General features: G+C 46.3%; 13 protein-coding genes. 2 read left to right on the forward strand and 11 right to left on the reverse strand.

Features of this window, described 5'->3' with window-relative positions; genetic code table 11:
* Positions 1 to 21: 21 nt before the first annotated feature.
* The 10 genes from L1D31_RS19650 to L1D31_RS19690 all read right to left on the reverse strand — a co-directional run bounded on the left by L1D31_RS19650 (position 22) and on the right by L1D31_RS19690 (position 14,504).
* Entirely contained in the window at positions 22 to 2,727 is a 2,706-nt protein-coding gene (locus L1D31_RS19650; RefSeq protein ID WP_239838711.1) for a GH92 family glycosyl hydrolase, read from the reverse strand.
* Positions 2,728 to 2,789: 62 nt separating this feature from the next.
* On the reverse strand, positions 2,790 to 5,204 hold the full coding sequence (locus L1D31_RS19655) for a GH92 family glycosyl hydrolase (protein ID WP_239838712.1): 2,415 nt from the start codon (positions 5,202 to 5,204) through the stop codon (positions 2,790 to 2,792).
* 88 nt (positions 5,205 to 5,292) lie between these two features.
* Positions 5,293 to 6,690 (reverse strand): fructose-specific PTS transporter subunit EIIC, encoded by a 1,398-nt coding sequence (locus L1D31_RS19660; protein WP_239838713.1) that lies wholly within the window; start codon positions 6,688 to 6,690, stop codon positions 5,293 to 5,295.
* An 11-nt stretch (positions 6,691 to 6,701) separates the two neighbouring features.
* Positions 6,702 to 7,142: a PTS sugar transporter subunit IIA gene (locus L1D31_RS19665; protein ID WP_239838714.1), complete on the reverse strand. Its 441-nt coding sequence runs from the start codon at positions 7,140 to 7,142 to the stop codon at positions 6,702 to 6,704.
* Between the two features lie 369 nt (positions 7,143 to 7,511).
* Positions 7,512 to 8,462, reverse strand: coding sequence for a hypothetical protein (locus L1D31_RS19670; protein ID WP_239838715.1), 951 nt, complete (start codon positions 8,460 to 8,462; stop codon positions 7,512 to 7,514).
* Between the two features lie 9 nt (positions 8,463 to 8,471).
* On the reverse strand, positions 8,472 to 11,507 hold the full coding sequence (locus L1D31_RS19675) for a hypothetical protein (RefSeq protein WP_345772843.1): 3,036 nt from the start codon (positions 11,505 to 11,507) through the stop codon (positions 8,472 to 8,474).
* Positions 11,473 to 11,931 (reverse strand): toxin VasX, encoded by a 459-nt coding sequence (locus L1D31_RS22695; RefSeq protein WP_345772844.1) that lies wholly within the window; start codon positions 11,929 to 11,931, stop codon positions 11,473 to 11,475. Before L1D31_RS22695 ends, L1D31_RS19675 begins: the two co-directional genes overlap by 35 nt.
* 276 nt (positions 11,932 to 12,207) lie before the next feature.
* Entirely contained in the window at positions 12,208 to 13,407 is a 1,200-nt protein-coding gene (locus tag L1D31_RS19680) for an MFS transporter (RefSeq protein ID WP_239838716.1), read from the reverse strand.
* A 6-nt stretch (positions 13,408 to 13,413) separates the two neighbouring features.
* Positions 13,414 to 13,797, reverse strand: coding sequence for a VOC family protein (locus L1D31_RS19685; RefSeq protein WP_239838717.1), 384 nt, complete (start codon positions 13,795 to 13,797; stop codon positions 13,414 to 13,416).
* Positions 13,767 to 14,504: a hypothetical protein gene (locus L1D31_RS19690; RefSeq protein WP_239838718.1), complete on the reverse strand. Its 738-nt coding sequence runs from the start codon at positions 14,502 to 14,504 to the stop codon at positions 13,767 to 13,769. Before L1D31_RS19690 ends, L1D31_RS19685 begins: the two co-directional genes overlap by 31 nt.
* Positions 14,505 to 14,913: 409 nt before the next feature.
* Between L1D31_RS19690 and L1D31_RS19695 the strand changes: the two genes are divergently transcribed.
* Positions 14,914 to 16,521, forward strand: coding sequence for a hypothetical protein (locus tag L1D31_RS19695; protein ID WP_239838719.1), 1,608 nt, complete (start codon positions 14,914 to 14,916; stop codon positions 16,519 to 16,521).
* Between the two features lie 8 nt (positions 16,522 to 16,529).
* Here the strand turns inward: L1D31_RS19695 and L1D31_RS19700 are convergent, their stop codons facing one another.
* Entirely contained in the window at positions 16,530 to 17,426 is an 897-nt protein-coding gene (locus L1D31_RS19700) for a response regulator (RefSeq protein WP_239838774.1), read from the reverse strand.
* Between the two features lie 105 nt (positions 17,427 to 17,531).
* Between L1D31_RS19700 and L1D31_RS19705 the strand changes: the two genes are divergently transcribed.
* Complete coding sequence (locus tag L1D31_RS19705) at positions 17,532 to 18,302, forward strand: chromosome partitioning protein ParA (protein ID WP_239838720.1); 771 nt, start codon at positions 17,532 to 17,534, stop codon at positions 18,300 to 18,302.
* Positions 18,303 to 18,316 lie beyond the last annotated feature (14 nt).

The following is an 18,316-nucleotide window of genomic DNA, read 5'->3' on the forward strand; positions in this document are numbered from 1 at the left end:
TGCGATTGTGGAGAGGCTGGATTACTGTGCTTGCATCGCTTCAGATTGATCGGATGTCATCACAAAATGCAATTCACCACCGTCCCTAAGCTCGTTGTGGGCAAAAGTAAAATTTTCCCCAAGAGGCTGACCATTGATGGTGGCTGACTTGACGTAGATATTCTCGTCACTGTTGTTTTCCGCCGTAATAGTGAACTGACCGCCATCAACAGGGATCACTGCTTTATCAAATAGCGGGCGTCCGATCGTGTAAGTCGCATCACCTGGCGTCACTTGGTAAAAACCCAAAGCGGACATCACATACCAAGCCGACATCTGACCGACATCTTCATTGCCAATCAAGCCATCGTGGGTCGGGTGATAAAACGTGTTCATGGCTTGATCAATGACCTCTTGGGTCTTCCATGGCTGTGCCGTCCAGTTGTAGAGATAAGGCACATGGTGATCGGGCTCATTACCCATCACAAATTGGCCAATGTAGCCCGACATGTCGTGAGATTGGCTGGTATCTGCATTTGGATCCGCATTGAACAAGGCGTTCAAATTGGTCAAAAATGCCGCTTTGCCTTTTGGTGTAACATCTTCAGGTAACGAGAAGTCATCACGTTCAATGAATTCGCCCGCCATGACATTAGCTAAACCATTGAGGTTGTGCGGTGCAAACCAAGTCCACTGCCAGCTATTGCCTTCGGTGAAGTCTTCACCACGGTGCTCGGCGCGATATGGCCAGAACGTGTCGTAAGGTTTGAGATCCGCGCGGTCTTTACACTGGTCGTAATCCATATGATCTGGAATCGCGAGCGCCAGATTGTCATCCAGACATTGTACTTTCAGGTTATTTGCCCACTCTTTCGAGCCATTATTGAGATAAACAGGGCGCATAAAGCCGGTCACACCTAAGGCATTGCCATCGGTATCTTGCAACTTACCGTAGTAGGTTGGATTGAAGTCGAAGTAGTTTTTGAACGACTCTGAACGTGCCATATAGCGCTGATATTGGGCATCATCACCCGCTAGTTTGGCTATTTGCGCGATACACCAGTCGTAGTACGCATTTTCTAAACCATAAGAAACAGATTCACTGACCAGTTCATCGTATTTATCCACTTTCAGACCATCGACATAGCCTGGCTTATCGCCCGCATCATCGGCCCACTTCGTATTAGCTGGAATAAAGCCATTGTCTTCTTGGTACTCATTGTGGCGGGTCATGATGGTGAAACGTTTGTCACCATTCCATGCGTCTTGGTAAGGAACCCAAGTTTCGGTTTTGTTCAGGTCAAAATTCACCGACTCTTCAGCTGCTTGCAGCGCCAAATCAAACTCTTCGGCTGAAAAAGCGTCAGGGTATTTCACCATGACATCAGCAATCACAGCCATAGCAGGATGACCGACCATCTCCCCTGTATAATCGGAATGCAGTTCCCACTTAGGTAGTACGCCGCCAGTGCGGTATTTATTCAAGAGGTCACGGACATGTTCGATGGCACGCTCTTTATCTACGATGGTTTTCAACGGTTGAGCAGCGCGGAAGGTATCCCACATCGAATAGACAGAATAATTCACCACGCCCTCTTCCGCTTGGTGAACTTTGCCATCCATACCCCGGTACTTTCCATCCACATCTTGGTAGACAAATGGCGCGATGAAAGTGCGATACAAAGAAGTATAAAAGAGGGTTTTATCTGCCTGATTGCTCCCCTCTAATTCAAAATCACCCAGCACGTTTTGCCATGCAGTGCGATTTTTGGCGACCACACGCTCAAAATCCCAGCCATTAGTATCTGCGGCTAAGTTTTTCAGTGCGCCGTCCACTCCCGTTCCAGACACAGCGACTTTGACCACTAGCGCCTCGTCACCCTGACCAAAGTTCAAATGTGTCATTACATCATTGGCCATCCGAGCCAAACGCTCCGGATCTGGTTCCGGCTCGCCCGGAACGGACTCATGCTCAGCGTACCCTCGGTAGTCTTCTAACCCCACCTCAGTAGCGTCCGTCTCTGTCAGCTCCGTTTCTGAGACCAGCTTTGAATACAAGTTTTCCTCAACGATAGGCTCGGAAAACTCAGCAGCAAAGAAGACGGTTTGCCACTGTCCCCACTCATTAGAAGTACGGGCACCAACCACGGTAGTATCATTGACCCTTTTGTAATAGATATTGCGCGAATGGTTACCGTACTGTTCTAGCAACTCATGCTGTAGATCAATGCGGATTTTTCGGTCTTCTCCGGGCTCGAAGGTATAGCGCTGGAATGCCACACGATCTGTGGCCGAAAGTTCAGCTTTAACGCCCGTCTCCACCAGATCCACGGCGTAGTAGCCCACTTCCGCCACTTCCGATGCTTTATCCATCGTTACTGGCTCAGTGTCGAATCCGGTGTAAGGTAAAAAGGCAAAGTCGTTTAAATCCCCTTTACCCGCACCTGAGATATGGGTCATAGAGAAGCCGGACAGCAAATCGTGTACTGGGTCATACTCCACAGGTGACCCTTTACCCTCCCACCCTGTCGGGTCAAAGTTATCCGGTGAGGGCTGGATCATCCCCTCAGGCATCACGGGAGAAGGGTTCACATTGCCTAAACCCTCGGTACCAATCAAGGTATCAACGTATGCCAGAGTGGGCGTAGCAGTCACATCAAATGCGGATTCGTCATCGCTGTTACAAGCAGCCAGACTAAACACAGCACTGAGCACTGCGATTGAGAGAAGTGTTTTCTTAAATTGCATGGTTATTGTCCAAGATTGAGTTTGCACACAAAAAAGGGAGCACTTAGCCCCCTTAGAAATGATTACTCGCCAAGATTGGCTTTCATTGCCTGAGACTTGTCACCCGTCATGACGAAATGGAGTTCGCCACCCGCTTTGAATTCGCTGTGCTGGAAGGTGTTGTACTTATCTAAAGGCTTACCGTTAATGGTCACCTCTTTGATGTACATGTTGTCTGGGTCGTTATTTTCCGCTGTCACTGTAAAGGTACCCAAGCCGATATCTACGGTGGCTTTGTCGAAAATAGGTCGGCCTATGCTGTAGGTAGGATCCGTAGGGGAAATTTGGTAAAAACCGAGGGCAGACATTAAGTACCACGCCGACATTTGGCCAACATCCTCGTTACCGATAATGCCATCCGGAGTAGGCTTGTAGAATTCGTCATAGACTTGATCCAGATACTCCTGCGCCTTGTACGATTCTTCCGTACGGTTGTAGAGATAAATCACATGGTGCGATGGCTCGTTACCATGAATGTACTGGCCAATGTAACCCGTCATATCTTGATGGGCATCACCGCCATTTGGATCAGCATTAAACAGGTTGTTGAGTTTATCGTTTAAACCTGACGTGCCCCCCATGATCTCGGTTAGCTTGTCCAAGTCCTGCATAAAGGTCCATTGCCATTGCCATGCATTCCCTTCAGTGTAGTAATAAGCATCTGATAGATAAGGGTCAAAGTCGGCAGAGGCATATTTCAGCTCACATGGGTCAACGCCACCCTTTTTCAGCTCGGTAGGTACAAAGAAACCTGTGCCATCAGCATTACCGGCATCAGCATCCCAATGGTTAAGCGAGTAATAGGAACGCGCTTTAAACTCTTCGTAGCCGTCCATATCGCCTGCGGCTTTGGCCATTTCGGCAATGGTCCAATCGTAGAAAGCGTACTCCAACGAGTATGAGACTGAGTTCCAATTCGGATACCGAACACACTGTTCATCTTCGTGATAGCTCAGTTGACCCGCCATCACTGAACTTAAAATATCATCGTGGATCTGCGGATATTCATCTGGAGCGTAACGTGCAGACTTCACCGAGGCGGAATACGCCGCTTCAGCATCAACTAAGCCTTTGGTCACGGCATCACCCAAGATCGCAGCCGCAGGATAACCAATCATAGTGCCCGTTTCTGAGCTGTGCCCTTCCCATTTAGGCACTAACCCAAATTCCTGATTGGATTTGCGAATTAAATCTTTGGCGTACAAAGTCGCTTGTTTAGGATCGATAATGGTCCACATCGGGTGAACAGCACGGAACGTGTCCCAAGTGGAATAGATAGAGTAGTTAGGGGTATCCCCTGCTTCCAACTGACGCAAACCGCCCAGCATATCCACATACTTCCCATCGACATCATAGAACTCTATCGGGGCGATCATCATGTGGTACATACCGGTGTAGAAGTTGGTTTTCTCTGCGTCACTGCCTCCTTCTAGCTTGATTTTGGCTAACTTTTCAGCCCATGCATACTCTGCGTCTTCTTTCGCTTGTGCAAAATCAAACTCAGGCGCTTCGGCTTCTAAGTTCTTCTGTGCGCCTTGCCAGCTCACCGGTGAGATACCCACTCGAATTTCAATAGCTTCCTCACCCGCGCCAAAATTTAGATAGGCGGTTAGGTCGTCACCTTCGTAAACCGAACTCTGAGCCATCAGTTGAGTAGGCAAACTGTCACTTTCGCCCAACATTGCCCTAGCAATTGGCTGACTAAATTTGGCATAGAAGAAGATATCGTGACCTTGATGATCTTGGCCTTGGAACCAACCAGTGGATTTTTTGCTACCGCGAAGCGTGTAGTCATCCACCACTTCCAGCTTGTTGTTGAGTGATTCACCGTTATTGTTCAAAAGGGTATGGCCTAAATCGAACTTAACGTTTCGCTCAGCACCTTCAGCAAAGACATATCGGTGTAAACCAACCCGTTTGGTTGCGCTCAGCTCAACCTCAATTTGGCCTTGGTTTAGCTTAGTTTTGTAGTAGCCCGCGCTTGCTGCTTCATTGACTTTGTCAAAGGAGTTTATCTGGGTATCGGCTAAATCAGCATAAGGTAAAACTAGGATATCACCCAAGTCGGTGGCACCTGTGCCAGAGAGATGAGTATGGGAGAAACCGTAAAGTGGCACATCAGTATCGACTATTTCACCGGTTTCGTAATTTGATGAATCCCAATAACCAGAAGCTGAATGCCAAGGGTTCATACCAGATTCATGGTCCGTTTCAGAGCCGATAAACGTATCGGGGGACAACTGCACCATGCCTGCCGGTACCGTTGCTCCGGGGAAGGTATGTCCCGATGCCGCGGTGCCAATCATTGGGTCGACATATTCCAACACTGTCAGATCAACAGGTTTTTTTTCTCTGGTGTCATTGTCACTGTTACAGCCGACTAACCCGCCAGAAAGGCCGACTAGAATGGCGAGTGAAAGTAAACTACGTCTATACATGTACTTACCGTATTATCGTTATATTTAGTAGGGAGGAGAGCCCTTTGGGGGAAAGGGCTCTTAATTAGGAGCTTAACGTTATGGGTAGTTATGAATTAATCAGTGTTGCTGCCTTGCGCATGGCCTCTTTGGTTGAACATTCCACCACTTTGGCGTTTGCAAAACGGTGAACATCTTTCACTTGGATATCATGAGCCAGAATAACCAGCTTCGCATTGGCAACATCTAGGTCAGTGATACGGTTCTGAATGCCGTTTTGACCTTGGGTTTCAACCTTGATTTTAATGCCTGCCGCAGCGCCTGCTTTTTCCAGTGCTTTTGCCGCCATAAAGGTATGTGCAACGCCTGAAGGGCAGCACGTTACCGCCACAATGTCATGCTCGCCTTCGCCAGCTACAGGTGCAGGTTTTGCCTGAGCAGGCTCAGCCTCTTGCGTGTCGTCTTCTGATTCTTCAGCAACAGGCTTCCAGAAACCGACAATCAGAGCAGTGGTCATGGAACCTAATGCGATACCGACAACGTACATTGGAATATTGCTAGATACAGGCGCAGTAATCAGGCCTCCCCATGGGGCATGCAGCAATACGTCAGTTAAGAAGCCAAATACACAGCCAACCACACCACCCACTACAATCGAAGGCAGAACTCGAACAGGGTCATTTGCGGCAAATGGAATAGCACCTTCCGAGATACCGATTGAGCCCATGATTGCTGCCGCTTTACCCGCTTCTTGCTCTTGCTTGGTGAATTTTTTCTTAAATAGGAAGGTAGCAAGTGCCATACCCAGTGGTGGTGTACAAATAGCGATACCAACGCCACCCATTAGCCAAGGCTGAGTATCCACCTGAGTTTGAGCGAACAGTGTTGCTACTTTGTTGATTGGGCCGCCCATATCAAAGGCTGTCATCGCACCCAGAATCGTTCCCAGCACTACTTTTGATGCCCCAGCCATTGAAGCCAAGAACTCATTCATTGACGCCATGAAAACCTTAATTGGTTCACCAATCCCCCACAGCACAATACCCGCCGAGATCAGTGTGCCAAGAAGAGGGTAAATAAAGTACGCACCCAACGCGGTCATGTTGGTAGAAAGCGGTATCTTCTTAAGCTGAAGTACGACACCGCCAGCAAGGAAGCCCGCTACGATGCAGCCAAGAAAGCCACCGCCCATATCTGCCATAATGCCAGAAGCGATCATCGCTGGTGCTAATGCCGGTTTATCTGCAATTGAGTAACCGATAAAACCACCAAGAATAATAGGAAACAGCACCAAACCTTTAATACCGATATTAGAAATATCAGCTAACAGGCCGTCTGCTGGCACCGCACCTTTACCTGATGCCATTACTGCAAGAGCGAGTAGTACACCACCAGCCACAATAAAGGGCAACATATGTGAAGTACCAAATAAAAGATGGCCTTTCATCGTAGTTAATATTTTTTTATAGTCACTACTATTATTTTCTTGAGCTATAATTGCCGTCATAATTTCACGCCTTAAGAATTAATTAAAACATTTAATATTTGTTGTTCGTCTTGTGCGTTATGAATTTCTCCAATAAATTCTTCGCTAAACTTGCCAAATAGTTCTTGGAGGACATAGATATGATGATCTGCACCATTATCAGGAGAAGCGATCATAAAAAAGACTGTTGGTTCAACACCTTCTTCATCAGCGTAATCAATACCTTCACGCTTGACACCAACCGCAATAGCAGGGTTAACCACCGCTTTACTTTTGGAATGGGGATAAGCAATACCATCCATTGACGTCACGCTTAATGATTCACGTGCTTCAATATCAGATAAAAAATTCTCTTTACTATTAATGTTGCCATTTTCAAATAGCATGCTGGAAAGCTCTTCAAAAACTTCTTTTTTATTGTTGGCCTGAAGGTTTCCTTTAATTAAATTGACGTTAGTTAGTTCTGTAATCATTATTTAACTCATTGGTGCTGAAGTAATGAGTTAAATTTAAAGAATGTCGGATATTTCTTAAATAGCAAAAAAAAACCAATAACTATATTTTTGTATCACTTAAACTCTATTGTGAGCAATGTCATAAGGCTCAAAATAGGCATGGGAAAAATGATAGGGCTATCACAGACCTCGACTCTTCGCTAATAATCAGAGGTCGAGTGGAATCATTGTTGGGGGGAACAAAACCAGAAAATGGCCATGTATAGATTGGTAAAGCGTCAGCGCTATAGACCACACAGAGCTTTGTGAGTTAAAGCTTTGCGTGGTTTAAAAATCACTCAGTTTAAAGCTGCTTGGTTTTATAGTGACCAAACAAGAAGCCAAGGGTTATTTCGCGGCGGTCAGTGGCTGGCTTTGTAGTTTTGTAATTTCTTCTTTTGTACGAAATTTTCCCTGATAGAGGTACTTCCAGTCTGGAAGGGGCGCTTTTTTTTGCTTCAATAGATCGACCTCTGACTTCTGATAAAACATCGTTCGCGAGGGTATCTTTAGCAATGGTTCAGGCCTACCACCATCTAATCCAAAAAGAGACTTAGGGTTACTGATTTCACAACACTCTAGCTGATGACACTGACTCAGCGTATTAACAACCTGCCTCATTTCTTCAACCGTTTTAAAGAAGAGGTAACTACCACTTCTGCTCTGACTACGAACGACTTCAGTCTTAGCAACATCCTCATATTCACAATGATCACACTTATGATAGAGAACAATCACTTTGCGTTGAGTATTGTAATAAGAAAATAACCAGTCTTCACTGTGCCCAATTCGCACTTCGACTTTTTCATCCGGCTGGCGTTTGAGCATACCAAAAGAAAGTAAAATCAACCCACCCGCACCGGCAAGAATCATAGGGCCGACCGTGGCAACCATAAAGATACAAACACCCGCCCCCAGCCATGCCATAACCTGCGCAGCAGTGTTGACCCATCGTGGCATATTGCGCCGTTTCTTTACCACTAACCCTCTCTCTGAAAGCGTATAGTCATAACGATAATCAAGGCCAAACATAAGGTAAGCAAGGCCGGATAAGAAAATCGCCTGTCCGATCATCAATACATTAAAAAAAGTTTCACCACGCTCAAAAAGCACATAGGCAAGAAGGTAAGCAGGAGAACTAACAGCGATAGATATACAATAATTGAAATAACGAAAAGGCTCCTCAATATCGTATTTATGCCAACTTATCTGATTGCGACCAGAGGCAATCTCCTGCTCTTGCTGCTTTTGTTTCTCCGCAAACTCTTCTGGAGTCATATAAAAGGGTAAATAAGCCAAGGGTTACTCCTATAACACGGTTTCGCCTTGCGTATCGCTTAGCGTCTTAATAATGGCTGCTTGTTTGCTGCTTTCTGAAATCACACTGTAAGAAGCGGTTTGTTTAATCGCATGTTGCAACCAGTAGTGACGCTCCCCTTCCTCGCTTGGGTAGCTGATTTGCAATGCCAAATACTGCATATTGTCACTGACTGGCAGCGTCACACTGTACACGCTTTTACCTGGGGTCGCACTGGCGGCCAAGCTCTCTAGCTCCGCATTTGGGTACCAGCGCCCAGCGGTGAGCTCTTTTGCACTGGCTTGGGTATTGGTGCGCAGTGTTACCCCTTGCTTAGCCACCGAATTGGGCAACTGAATATGCACTTCAACCCCTACCAGCGTTTTATGAGTGTACCTAGGGAAGGCTTGCACTTGCTCAATCGGCTTATGATATACCGTAGGCTGCTGAACAATACTGTGCAGCTCAAATAAGGCTTCTTGAACCAGTTGACGATCCTGCTGTTCCCGCTCTGCCAGTGTCGCAGCTTGGCTCCAACGCGCGCGCTCCGGGTGATAACCCCAAGGTAAGCGATCCAGCCACTTTTGATATCGGTCTTGCTTTAGATCACCGAGTACAGAGTTAGCCCAGAGATACACTAAGGTAAGAGTAAGCAGCGCTGCCATAACGGGGCCACCAAAGAGAATATTGGCTGACAAGGCTCCCGTAGACGCGCCAGTAGCTTGGAATAAACCAACAAGGGTCATAGCACCCAGTGAAGAAAAATGGATCCGCTGGATTGTTTTTTCAACACCATGGCTTTGATCTACTTTCTGGAATGAACGGTAAGCTTCAATCCCAGAAGCTAACATACCAAAGCTTGCAGTGATGGCTAACCATTTGTTAAACAACTTGAGATCATCTAAAACCAAACCCGAAAATCTATCATTGTTAGCCACTAAAACGCGTAGTGCGTTTAATGAAGAGCCTCTCAATTTTTCACTGGCTCTAACATTATTCCATAACGTCCCTGTCCGTATCCCAGTCCATGCCGCTGCGACATAAAACAGCTTTTGTTGCACATCAAGGAAGTCATCCTCTGACATCAGCCCGGTTTCTTCAATCGTAATGATTGCATCCCCGAGCGCGATGGCGTTAAAGAGAAAGGCCAGAAAACTTAGGCCCCCGACATTTTCAAATAAGGTATGCAGATTTTTGACTTGATTGTTCAAGATCTTGCGCTGCAACTCTAATGTGCGCTGCACTAGGTTATCTTCCAGTACAATCCGCTGCGGATACCCCAAGGCATTGGCATTGACCACTTTTTGTAGGTGACGTTTTTTGTCCAGCAAGGCTTGGCGCTGTTTGCTTGATACCTTATTACTGCGTTGGGCAGCAAGCTCTTGATTGACCAGTTTTAACTCTTTGTGAGATTGATTCATACGCTCACGCCAATCTGCAAACTTGGCCGCATAGTCATTAGGTATAGTCACAGCAGTGGCATGGGCGACGATTTCAGCGAAGGCAGCACGCCAGTGGAAATGGTGGCGCTGCATGGGCTTAGAAAGCGTAGCCATCAGTAGCGAAGAGGCCTGAGCACTATAGCTCAATGAAAACTCAGCCACACCCCGCATTGCCGCGCTCGCCGCGGCCTTAAAGATCTCATCCAACTTCTGGAAGCCTTGTGCAAGCTCTTTGAGTATCGTGGTTTCTGAACTGTTGGGGTTCGACATAAAGTCGATGATTTTGGCATACATACCAGTGCGATTGCTCCACGCCGATACATGCTCCATGATGCCTTCTTGAGATTCACTATTGACCTCAAGTGGCGACGGTAACGCCCCTTCCAGCTTTTTATAGATGCTTCGGCTGAAGCCCGCTGTATAAAGTGGCAACATACTGGTGGGTTTTGACCACTGACTTTCCGCCCAGCCTCTATCGTCTTCTTCTATCACCAAACTGAAAGACTCGACTGCTTCAAGGTGAAGCTGACTAAGGCTCCATTGCGTCTCTTCGCTGTATAAATCGAATATCTGCTCAAGGTGGTGTGGCGACAATGCTTCCAGTGCCGCGATAAAATCCTGCTTAGCGGCTACAACCTGAGCTAACATCGCTTCCTTCTGCTCAGATAACGCTTGCATTTCACTGAGCATTTGTTGCCAATTCAGCTGCCTACGCCAGCGATCCGTAGCTATCCACTGCTCGTAGCGACCAAATTGTGAGGCTGAAATACCAAATTCTTTTTGAATCGACTCCGCCACTAACGTGGTCTGGTGTTGGTAATAGTCAATATCCCCTTGTGAAAACGTCGAAGGCATTCCTTTTACGATAGGACCTTGCGATTGCTGGGTGAGCTCCAACATACCAAGATTGTCATAATACTCCCCCATCTTTTGATAAAACTCGAGTTGCTGACTCTTGCTTCTAACGCGGTAGGGAAAATCGATCTTGTCGCTGGCCCCAAACAAACACAATTGCATCGCCGTCTGCATCAATTGCCATTGGCTGGCGTATTGCTCGGTAAACAGCCGATAAGGGCTAGTAATGCTGGCAAAATGGAGCGCCATATCTCGGACATCTGCGGCATGATCTGTGACCGCGACAAAATAAGCCGCCTCATCTTCAGGTAACGCACCGGTGATGTCGCTTTCAACCGCAACTGGCTTGATAGTGCTAGAGGCATCATCGGCCATCGTTACCACACAGGACTGTGCAAAGCGCCCATCTTCTATGGCAGACGCTTCAATGTCAGCCACCTCGGTGAGGTTCTCAATCGGGCTGATATGACGCTGGTGGTCATTAGGCATAAGCACGACGGTTTGCATCCGACCAATGTGGGAGCTTGCATTGTCCAGAACCTTTAAGTACATAGTCCATGTCCAACGGTGCTCTGAAAAACACAGTGACAGCACACTGTCCTCAGAATAACTGAGGAAGGGAGAAGTTTTTTGAGGGCTACCCCGCTGCGATGATTGTGGGTCTTCACTTTCACTTAGTTTGTAATAGGTGAATTGAGCACCTTTCACCTCATACTCATCCAGCGTTTTTTTGTTTGGCATCGTAGACATACAGCCAGCCATCTCTTAGCTGTCTTAGGGTGTAACTGAGTGTGTTCAACCGTGCTGGCCCTTGACCGCGCCAATGTTCCGGCAGGCCAAATGATTGTGTGTCTTCAGACTCTAACTGGTCCAAGGCGTAGCGCACGGGAACAAAGTGAGCGGGCGCCGCTTCGCTTGATGTTTTTGGCTTGGTAAACTTGCGCGGCTCCGGCTCTTTTTGGACAGGCGGCTCAATTTTTTCCGTCCCCCCTTCCCAGAACATACTGTGCTTAGGCGGAGAGCCTGCAACATCATCAGATGGATTCTCGGATACCTCAGCGAACGACAACAAATTGCCATCCGCTTCATAGGCAGCCGTCGCCTCTTCACAAGAATAGGCATGGTCAACCCAAAACATTGACGTTTTAGGGGGTAGTGGCAGGCTTTTACTCATCTTTTTACTCTGTCATTGGAACAAGGCTAACCTCAAGGCTGGAGCGCAAACCAAGCAAAAAGTACGCCCACTTTAATATTCTAATATATTCAAAAGGTTAGAGTTTTTTACGTCTCATCAATTACGAAAAATTGGAAAATCTTCCAATTTCTTGTGTTCAGCCTTCAATTTTTGGTTGTCGTCTTATTCACTTTAAACGGTTCAATTCAAAGCTATCGCTTAAAACAAAGGCTCTAAGTACATCGCCTTAAAGCCTTTATTAAAACCGTTGAATTGCTATGCCGACTGAATGGGCTCTTGGTGCACCGCAGCACTGAAGCGATACAACACCGTAAGCCCCGGCAATGTCGCTATCGCCACATAAACCCCGACATAGGCAGAACTAAACGACATCGCTTCTGTCACAATCAGCGGTGTCAAACCACCAAAAATAGACAAGGCAATGTTGTAACCAATACCTAAGCTGGTGGTTTGGTTAGCAGATTGCTGCCATAACAGCGCGGCCAAGTTACCTAAAATGATCGCTGCCAACGTGCTGATACCCAACACTGCTAACGCTTGCCAGATAAATTCGCTGGAACCAAGCAGCGCAAACAAGGGGACCGCTGCAAACAGCATAAACAGCGCTCCGACTTTGAACGCTTGCTGAGGTGAAGAGCGTTTGTCTACGATGAAAGAAAATACGAACAACAATACAACCAACACTGACGAGTTGATCAGCGCTAGGTTCTCAATGCCCATTGCTTTACCCAAGATACCACTGGCTAGGTTCTGCACATAAAACACCACCGCACCGAGAATGGAGATACAAAACACTTTGGCCACAATCTGACGACTAGACTTACTCGCCACCGCTTCAGCTTTCGGCAATTCTGGTAGAGACAAGCGCAAATACAGGCTCACCATGATATTCGCAACACCCACTAGCAGCGGTACTCGCCAGCCCCAAGCGCTCATCTCTTCTGCCGTTAAATAGTGTTCTAAGCCTGCTACGATAAGGAGAGAAATGATGACACCGACAATGGAACTCGCAACAATCAAGCTGCTCACACGTGAGCGTTCGGAGTTCTGCGCATCGTAGAGAAGGTAGTTAATTAACGTTGGGTATTCACCGCCAAAGCTAAAGGCTTGAATCATTTGGAAGAATAAAAACACCACTACCACATACTGGCCAACAGTATCCACAGGGACAAATGCCATCGATACCGTAGCTAAGCCAGTCAGAAGGTTACAAAAAACCAGTGCTCGTTTACGCCCGTATTTGTCGGCATAACGACCTATCACGACGCCACCAAAAGGTCGGATCAAAAAACGTAGGGCAAAGACGCCCCACACCACCAGCTCTGAGTGCTCAATGCCTTGGGTGGCAAATAGCTGGGAAATGTACATAGATATCGATGCGAATACAGCGATATCATAAAACTCCATGGCATTACCAAGGACAGCACTGGTGCGCTGTTTCCAGGTGAGTGACATTCTGTTTTACTCCTCTATAAGTTCTAATTGATTTCCATCGGGGTCTGAACAGAAAAAGTAACGGAAACGACCTAGCCTAGCGTTGTAAATAGTAGTGATGTTGGTGACTTCCGATAATTTTCTATGAAAGGCTTCAAGATCATTGACACGTAAAGCGAAGTGAGTGATGCCCACTCTTTTTAACGCGATCAATGATTCAGGAACTGGGGCTGAAACATCCCCACAAAAATGAAAAAGCTCGATTCTCGAGCCTTGGTTTTCCAACATATGAATGGTGACCTGCTCATCCCGATAACTTCGTTCAAGCTGGTAACCAAACAATGCATAGAAATCTTGGCTGGCAACTAAGTCGCTGACCGTTAGCGATACGTGATGAAACTGTCCAGACATGCGACGGTCACTCCGTGTTCCACCAGTTTTCTAAAAAATACCGAATCGGGCTGATTCTCACAGCCAAGTTTGCACTTGATGGTATAGATTCGGTGCGCTTCTTCCGCTTCTTTACAGCCGCGAAGTACAGCCACTTCTTGAAAGGTTTTCATCTCAAGAAAGTAACGTACGCTGGTCAGTTCATCGTGTGTCAGCGTCAGGTTACCAAACACATACGGTTTTTCTTCGGCATAATTCGACTGAGCGGTATTAGTGACTGACAAACTATCAATCGGAATCTGGATCGGTTTGTCACTCCAACACTCAAGAGCAAGATGATTGACCTTAGGACGGAACGCAATCGCTTGACTGACCACGTCGCAGGGTAAAGGCGTGATAGGCAAAGAAATCGAAAGGATGTCGTACTGCGAGCCTTGGTTGGTGACTATATCGACGCGATTATGGCTCGCTTGCGCTGATTCACGGAAGTTTTGGGCGCCTTGGCTATTCCACAAGTTAATACCCGGTTTTAAGCGTGAATGCAGGTTCTTATATAACTCGTCACCCCAATAGGCTAGATGCCATGAGTAGTTGGTCGAGACCGTCTTAACTTGCTCAAGTTGTGTATCCACCCGAGAAAAAGACACCGTCTGATCAACCCCCATATATTCAACATAGCGTTTGAATACATGGCACATCGCTTCCATATCAGCGTTACGTACATCCATGGTTTGTTAACGTTATCAGTAAAAAACAATATGCGCATCATACCTTATGCATTGGGTTTTACTACCAAAAAAGCACTGACTTCGACTCACTAACAATAATTAAGATAAAAACAGATAAATCATATAACAACCCAATGGCGGCACCACCCAACACTGATATTAATATCAATTAAAACAATCATGTAGACGTATGGAGGGATAATGTACATCAGCACTTTTTATTAATGACAACTATCTGTTTCATCGCGCCATAACCCCAAAAAATGGTTAATCACTATCCCCTAACGAAGCAAATCGGATGTTAAGGATGATTCTGCATGAGTCTGAGTGTTGAAATATATTCGTAACCTCACCTTAATATTCCAAAAATACACTCGCGGCTTTTGATAACCAATACCGACGAGTCACGATGATAATCCGCAAGCATACTGCCCCTCTCCTTTTACCCCTCGCCTTACTATCAGGCTGTGAAGACGAAGAAGCGAAAATAGACCCAACACCCTCAGGTCGATGGGTAACCGGTGATATGCACATCCACTCCACTGCGTCTGATGGTCATAACTTAATTACATCTGTGCTGGATATCGGCTACAACAAGTACGGAATGGACTATTTAATTTCGACCGATCACGGTGGCTTTAAGAGTTTTGAAATCTCATCAGACAATATGTGGCGTATGGCTCGCCAAGGCTCATTTATCGTAGACTGGAAAGATCAGCAAGAGCCTCACAACCACGACTACGCCAAAGACAACTTTGAATACGCTAAGCACGAACGCGAGTATGCGTTTAACTCCAATATCATGCTGGAGCATCTGAACAATTATCGCCAACAGGAACTAGCTAGCGATAAGCTGCTATTAAAAGGCATGGAATGGACCGCCCCATACGTGGACGAGCATACCACGCTGTTTATCGATGAGGGCTATCATACTTCTGCAGAACTCAACAGCTTCCATAACCACTACTTTAAGGGCAACCCGAATGACCAATCCGAGGGTGGAGCCGACAAGCAAAATATGTTGGGCGGCGTAGCATACTTGCAACAAAACCACCCAACAAACAGTTTCTTCACATTAAACCACCCATCTCGAAAACATGAGTATCGTATTGAGATTATCCGTGAAATGTTAGCCACAGGCCCCGATGTCTTTGCTGGTATGGAAGGAGCACCGGGACACCAACGTAATCCTGAGGCGCGAGGCTCATATGAAATGGTCACGCCGATCATGATGACAAATACCCAAGGTGAACACTACAAAGCCTACCATGGTACAACCTATGGCGGTTTTGATTATATGACAGCGAAAGTGGGCGGAGCATGGGACGCTTTATTATCAGAAGGTCATCAGTTCTCGATTTTCGTCGGCAGTGACTTTCATAGCATGCTCAAAGACTTTTGGCCCGGCGAGTACAGCAAAACGCACTTGTACCTCACTGAAGAATCTCCACAAGGTATTATTAACGCAATTAAAAGCGGTAAATCTTTTGCTACACATGGTGACCTGATCACCGACCTAGATTTCCATATGACTCAAAATGGCAAAAAAGTTAAGATGGGCCGAAGCCAAGCCATTGATCATACTCTGCCAGCAACAGTAAACATTCAATTTACCATGCCAGACAAGAACCATAACGGCGATGATGTAAACGTAGAGTTCGTCGATGTCATTATGGGTACGATTACCAATCAGGTATTGCTACCCGGTGATGAAATGTATGACCAGCCATACACAGATCTGGCCAAAGTCATTCAGAGCTTCGAAAGCGGAACCGAAAGCTGGTCAAGAGAAGGCAACACTGTATCACTGAGCTTTACAATCCCCGCACAAGATAATCCTTATTATTTGCGCCTGCGAGGTTCAAACACGCCAAAAGGTACTGAAAATTACGTAGATGAGCAAGGTAATCCAATATCTGATCTCCATAAGGATCAATCAGATATTGCCGCGATGGCTTGGAAAGACTTGTGGTTCTACTCTAACCCGATTTACGTTAACCAACCTGCAAGAGACTGACCTAGGCGTTAAAAGCCGATCAAGGTCACTTTGCCTTGTGCCATATCTTCAAGCTGACAAGAAAAGTCGACCCTCTTGTCAGCTTCTTTGCTGTACAAGGCCTCAAGTTTTTCAAATGCGGAAGGTATAAAACTGACATTTTTCAATCTCAGGCTTTTACGTGAATTACTATCCAGAAACGCCAGTGCAGATTTCTCCAATACCTGTTGGCAAGTATCGAGAATATCTTTACTCACCAATTTACTATGAATGGCGCGTTGGAGATCTTGCTTGCTGATGGCTGAATTACTGCGAGAGAAAACACAAATCGCATAGATGTCGAGAATAGCCACCGCGCGCGGCCTTTGAGTTTCACCATCTTCATAAACCGCCAGCAGGCAAGGGATTTTGCTTTCATCAAACGACTGCTGACGAATATTATTCAACACTAAGCGGTCACTCACCTCTCGCTTCATCAGCTTTTCCAACTGAGACAATTTAGGCAGCGCGAGCTCTTTTTGCACATCGTTAATGTTTTCCAATGCCCGCTCGCTTTCTTCTGCCCCCTGAACCAACGGCAAAAGTTTGCGATGCAGCTCTTTATCATCGAAAGGTTTAGACAGTACAAAACTGGCGCCAGCTGCCTTGGCTTGATTGATTTGCAACTGATCGTCAACGGTGGTGATCATGCCCATCTTGATGTCCAACCCCAGCTTTTTGATTTCTTGAATTAAGGTCAACCCTGTCATGTCCGGCATATACCAATCGGTGAGCACAATCTCTGGTTGCCATTGCTTAGCTTGCTCTAAGGCATCCAGAGCACTGTCTGTTTTCTGGATCGACAAACGGCGATAACCAAAATTTTCCAGCGCTCGCCGAACAATTTCTAATGTGGCTTTACTGTCATCGACAATCAGGATCTTCACAAATCGCATTCTACTCTAGCTGGGGACTGTCTAAATTATAGGCACAATTTGTGATGACAACTAAACTTAGACTCTAATAGGATTCAAAAAACATGGAATGAGTTCATGGATTTAGCACCTCTTCTCACAGCAGAGAACCTCGTCGCCCTAGCGATCGATATGGGTCTTTTTATTCTGCTAGTTTGGTTTGTGATATTACTTTTGATACTGCGTGAGTTTCGCCATTTTGCGCGAGAGGTCGTTCATGGCCAAAATATGGACCGCAATACCTATGAACTTTGCCAACAGTCGGTTGACAGCGCCTTGAACTACACCGCAGAAAATAGTGACACACTGAATGACCTGATCATTATTCAGCAAGCATTAGAGGCACAAGTATCGCAAATCAAATCGGCTAATGAAGGAGGGCTAAGTGCTCAAGATCAGGAATCCATCGAAGACCTCAACCAAAAACTGAGTAAGTCACATCAATTGATAAAAAAACTCAAAGGCGACCTCAACCGCAGCATTAAAGGGCTAAGAAAAGCCAAGAACAAACTCCTGAAGCAATCGGATACCGTAGAGAGCCTGCAACAAGAAAAAGAGCAACTAGAGAAACAGTTCGAGCAGCTTGAGCAAGAGTATGTCCAGATCAGTGAAGCTGGCGGCTTCAATAAGCTCGAACAAGACTATCAGCAAGAAAGACAACAATTGCTCGGCATCATAGAGACCTATAAGAAGAAAGCGGCTGAGAAAGGCGACATCGGTGAAGTGCGAACCCAACTTGAAGCTGTGCAGCAGCAACTGCACCACATCACCAAAGAGAAAGACTTTGTCGAGAAGAAATACCTCGACTTAATTAAAGAGAGTGAAGAAAAAAACCAGTCACCCACTTAGCTACTGGTTGATTG

The organism is Vibrio sp. Isolate23 (genome assembly GCF_022398095.1).
Lineage (GTDB): Bacteria > Pseudomonadota > Gammaproteobacteria > Enterobacterales > Vibrionaceae > Vibrio > Vibrio coralliilyticus_A.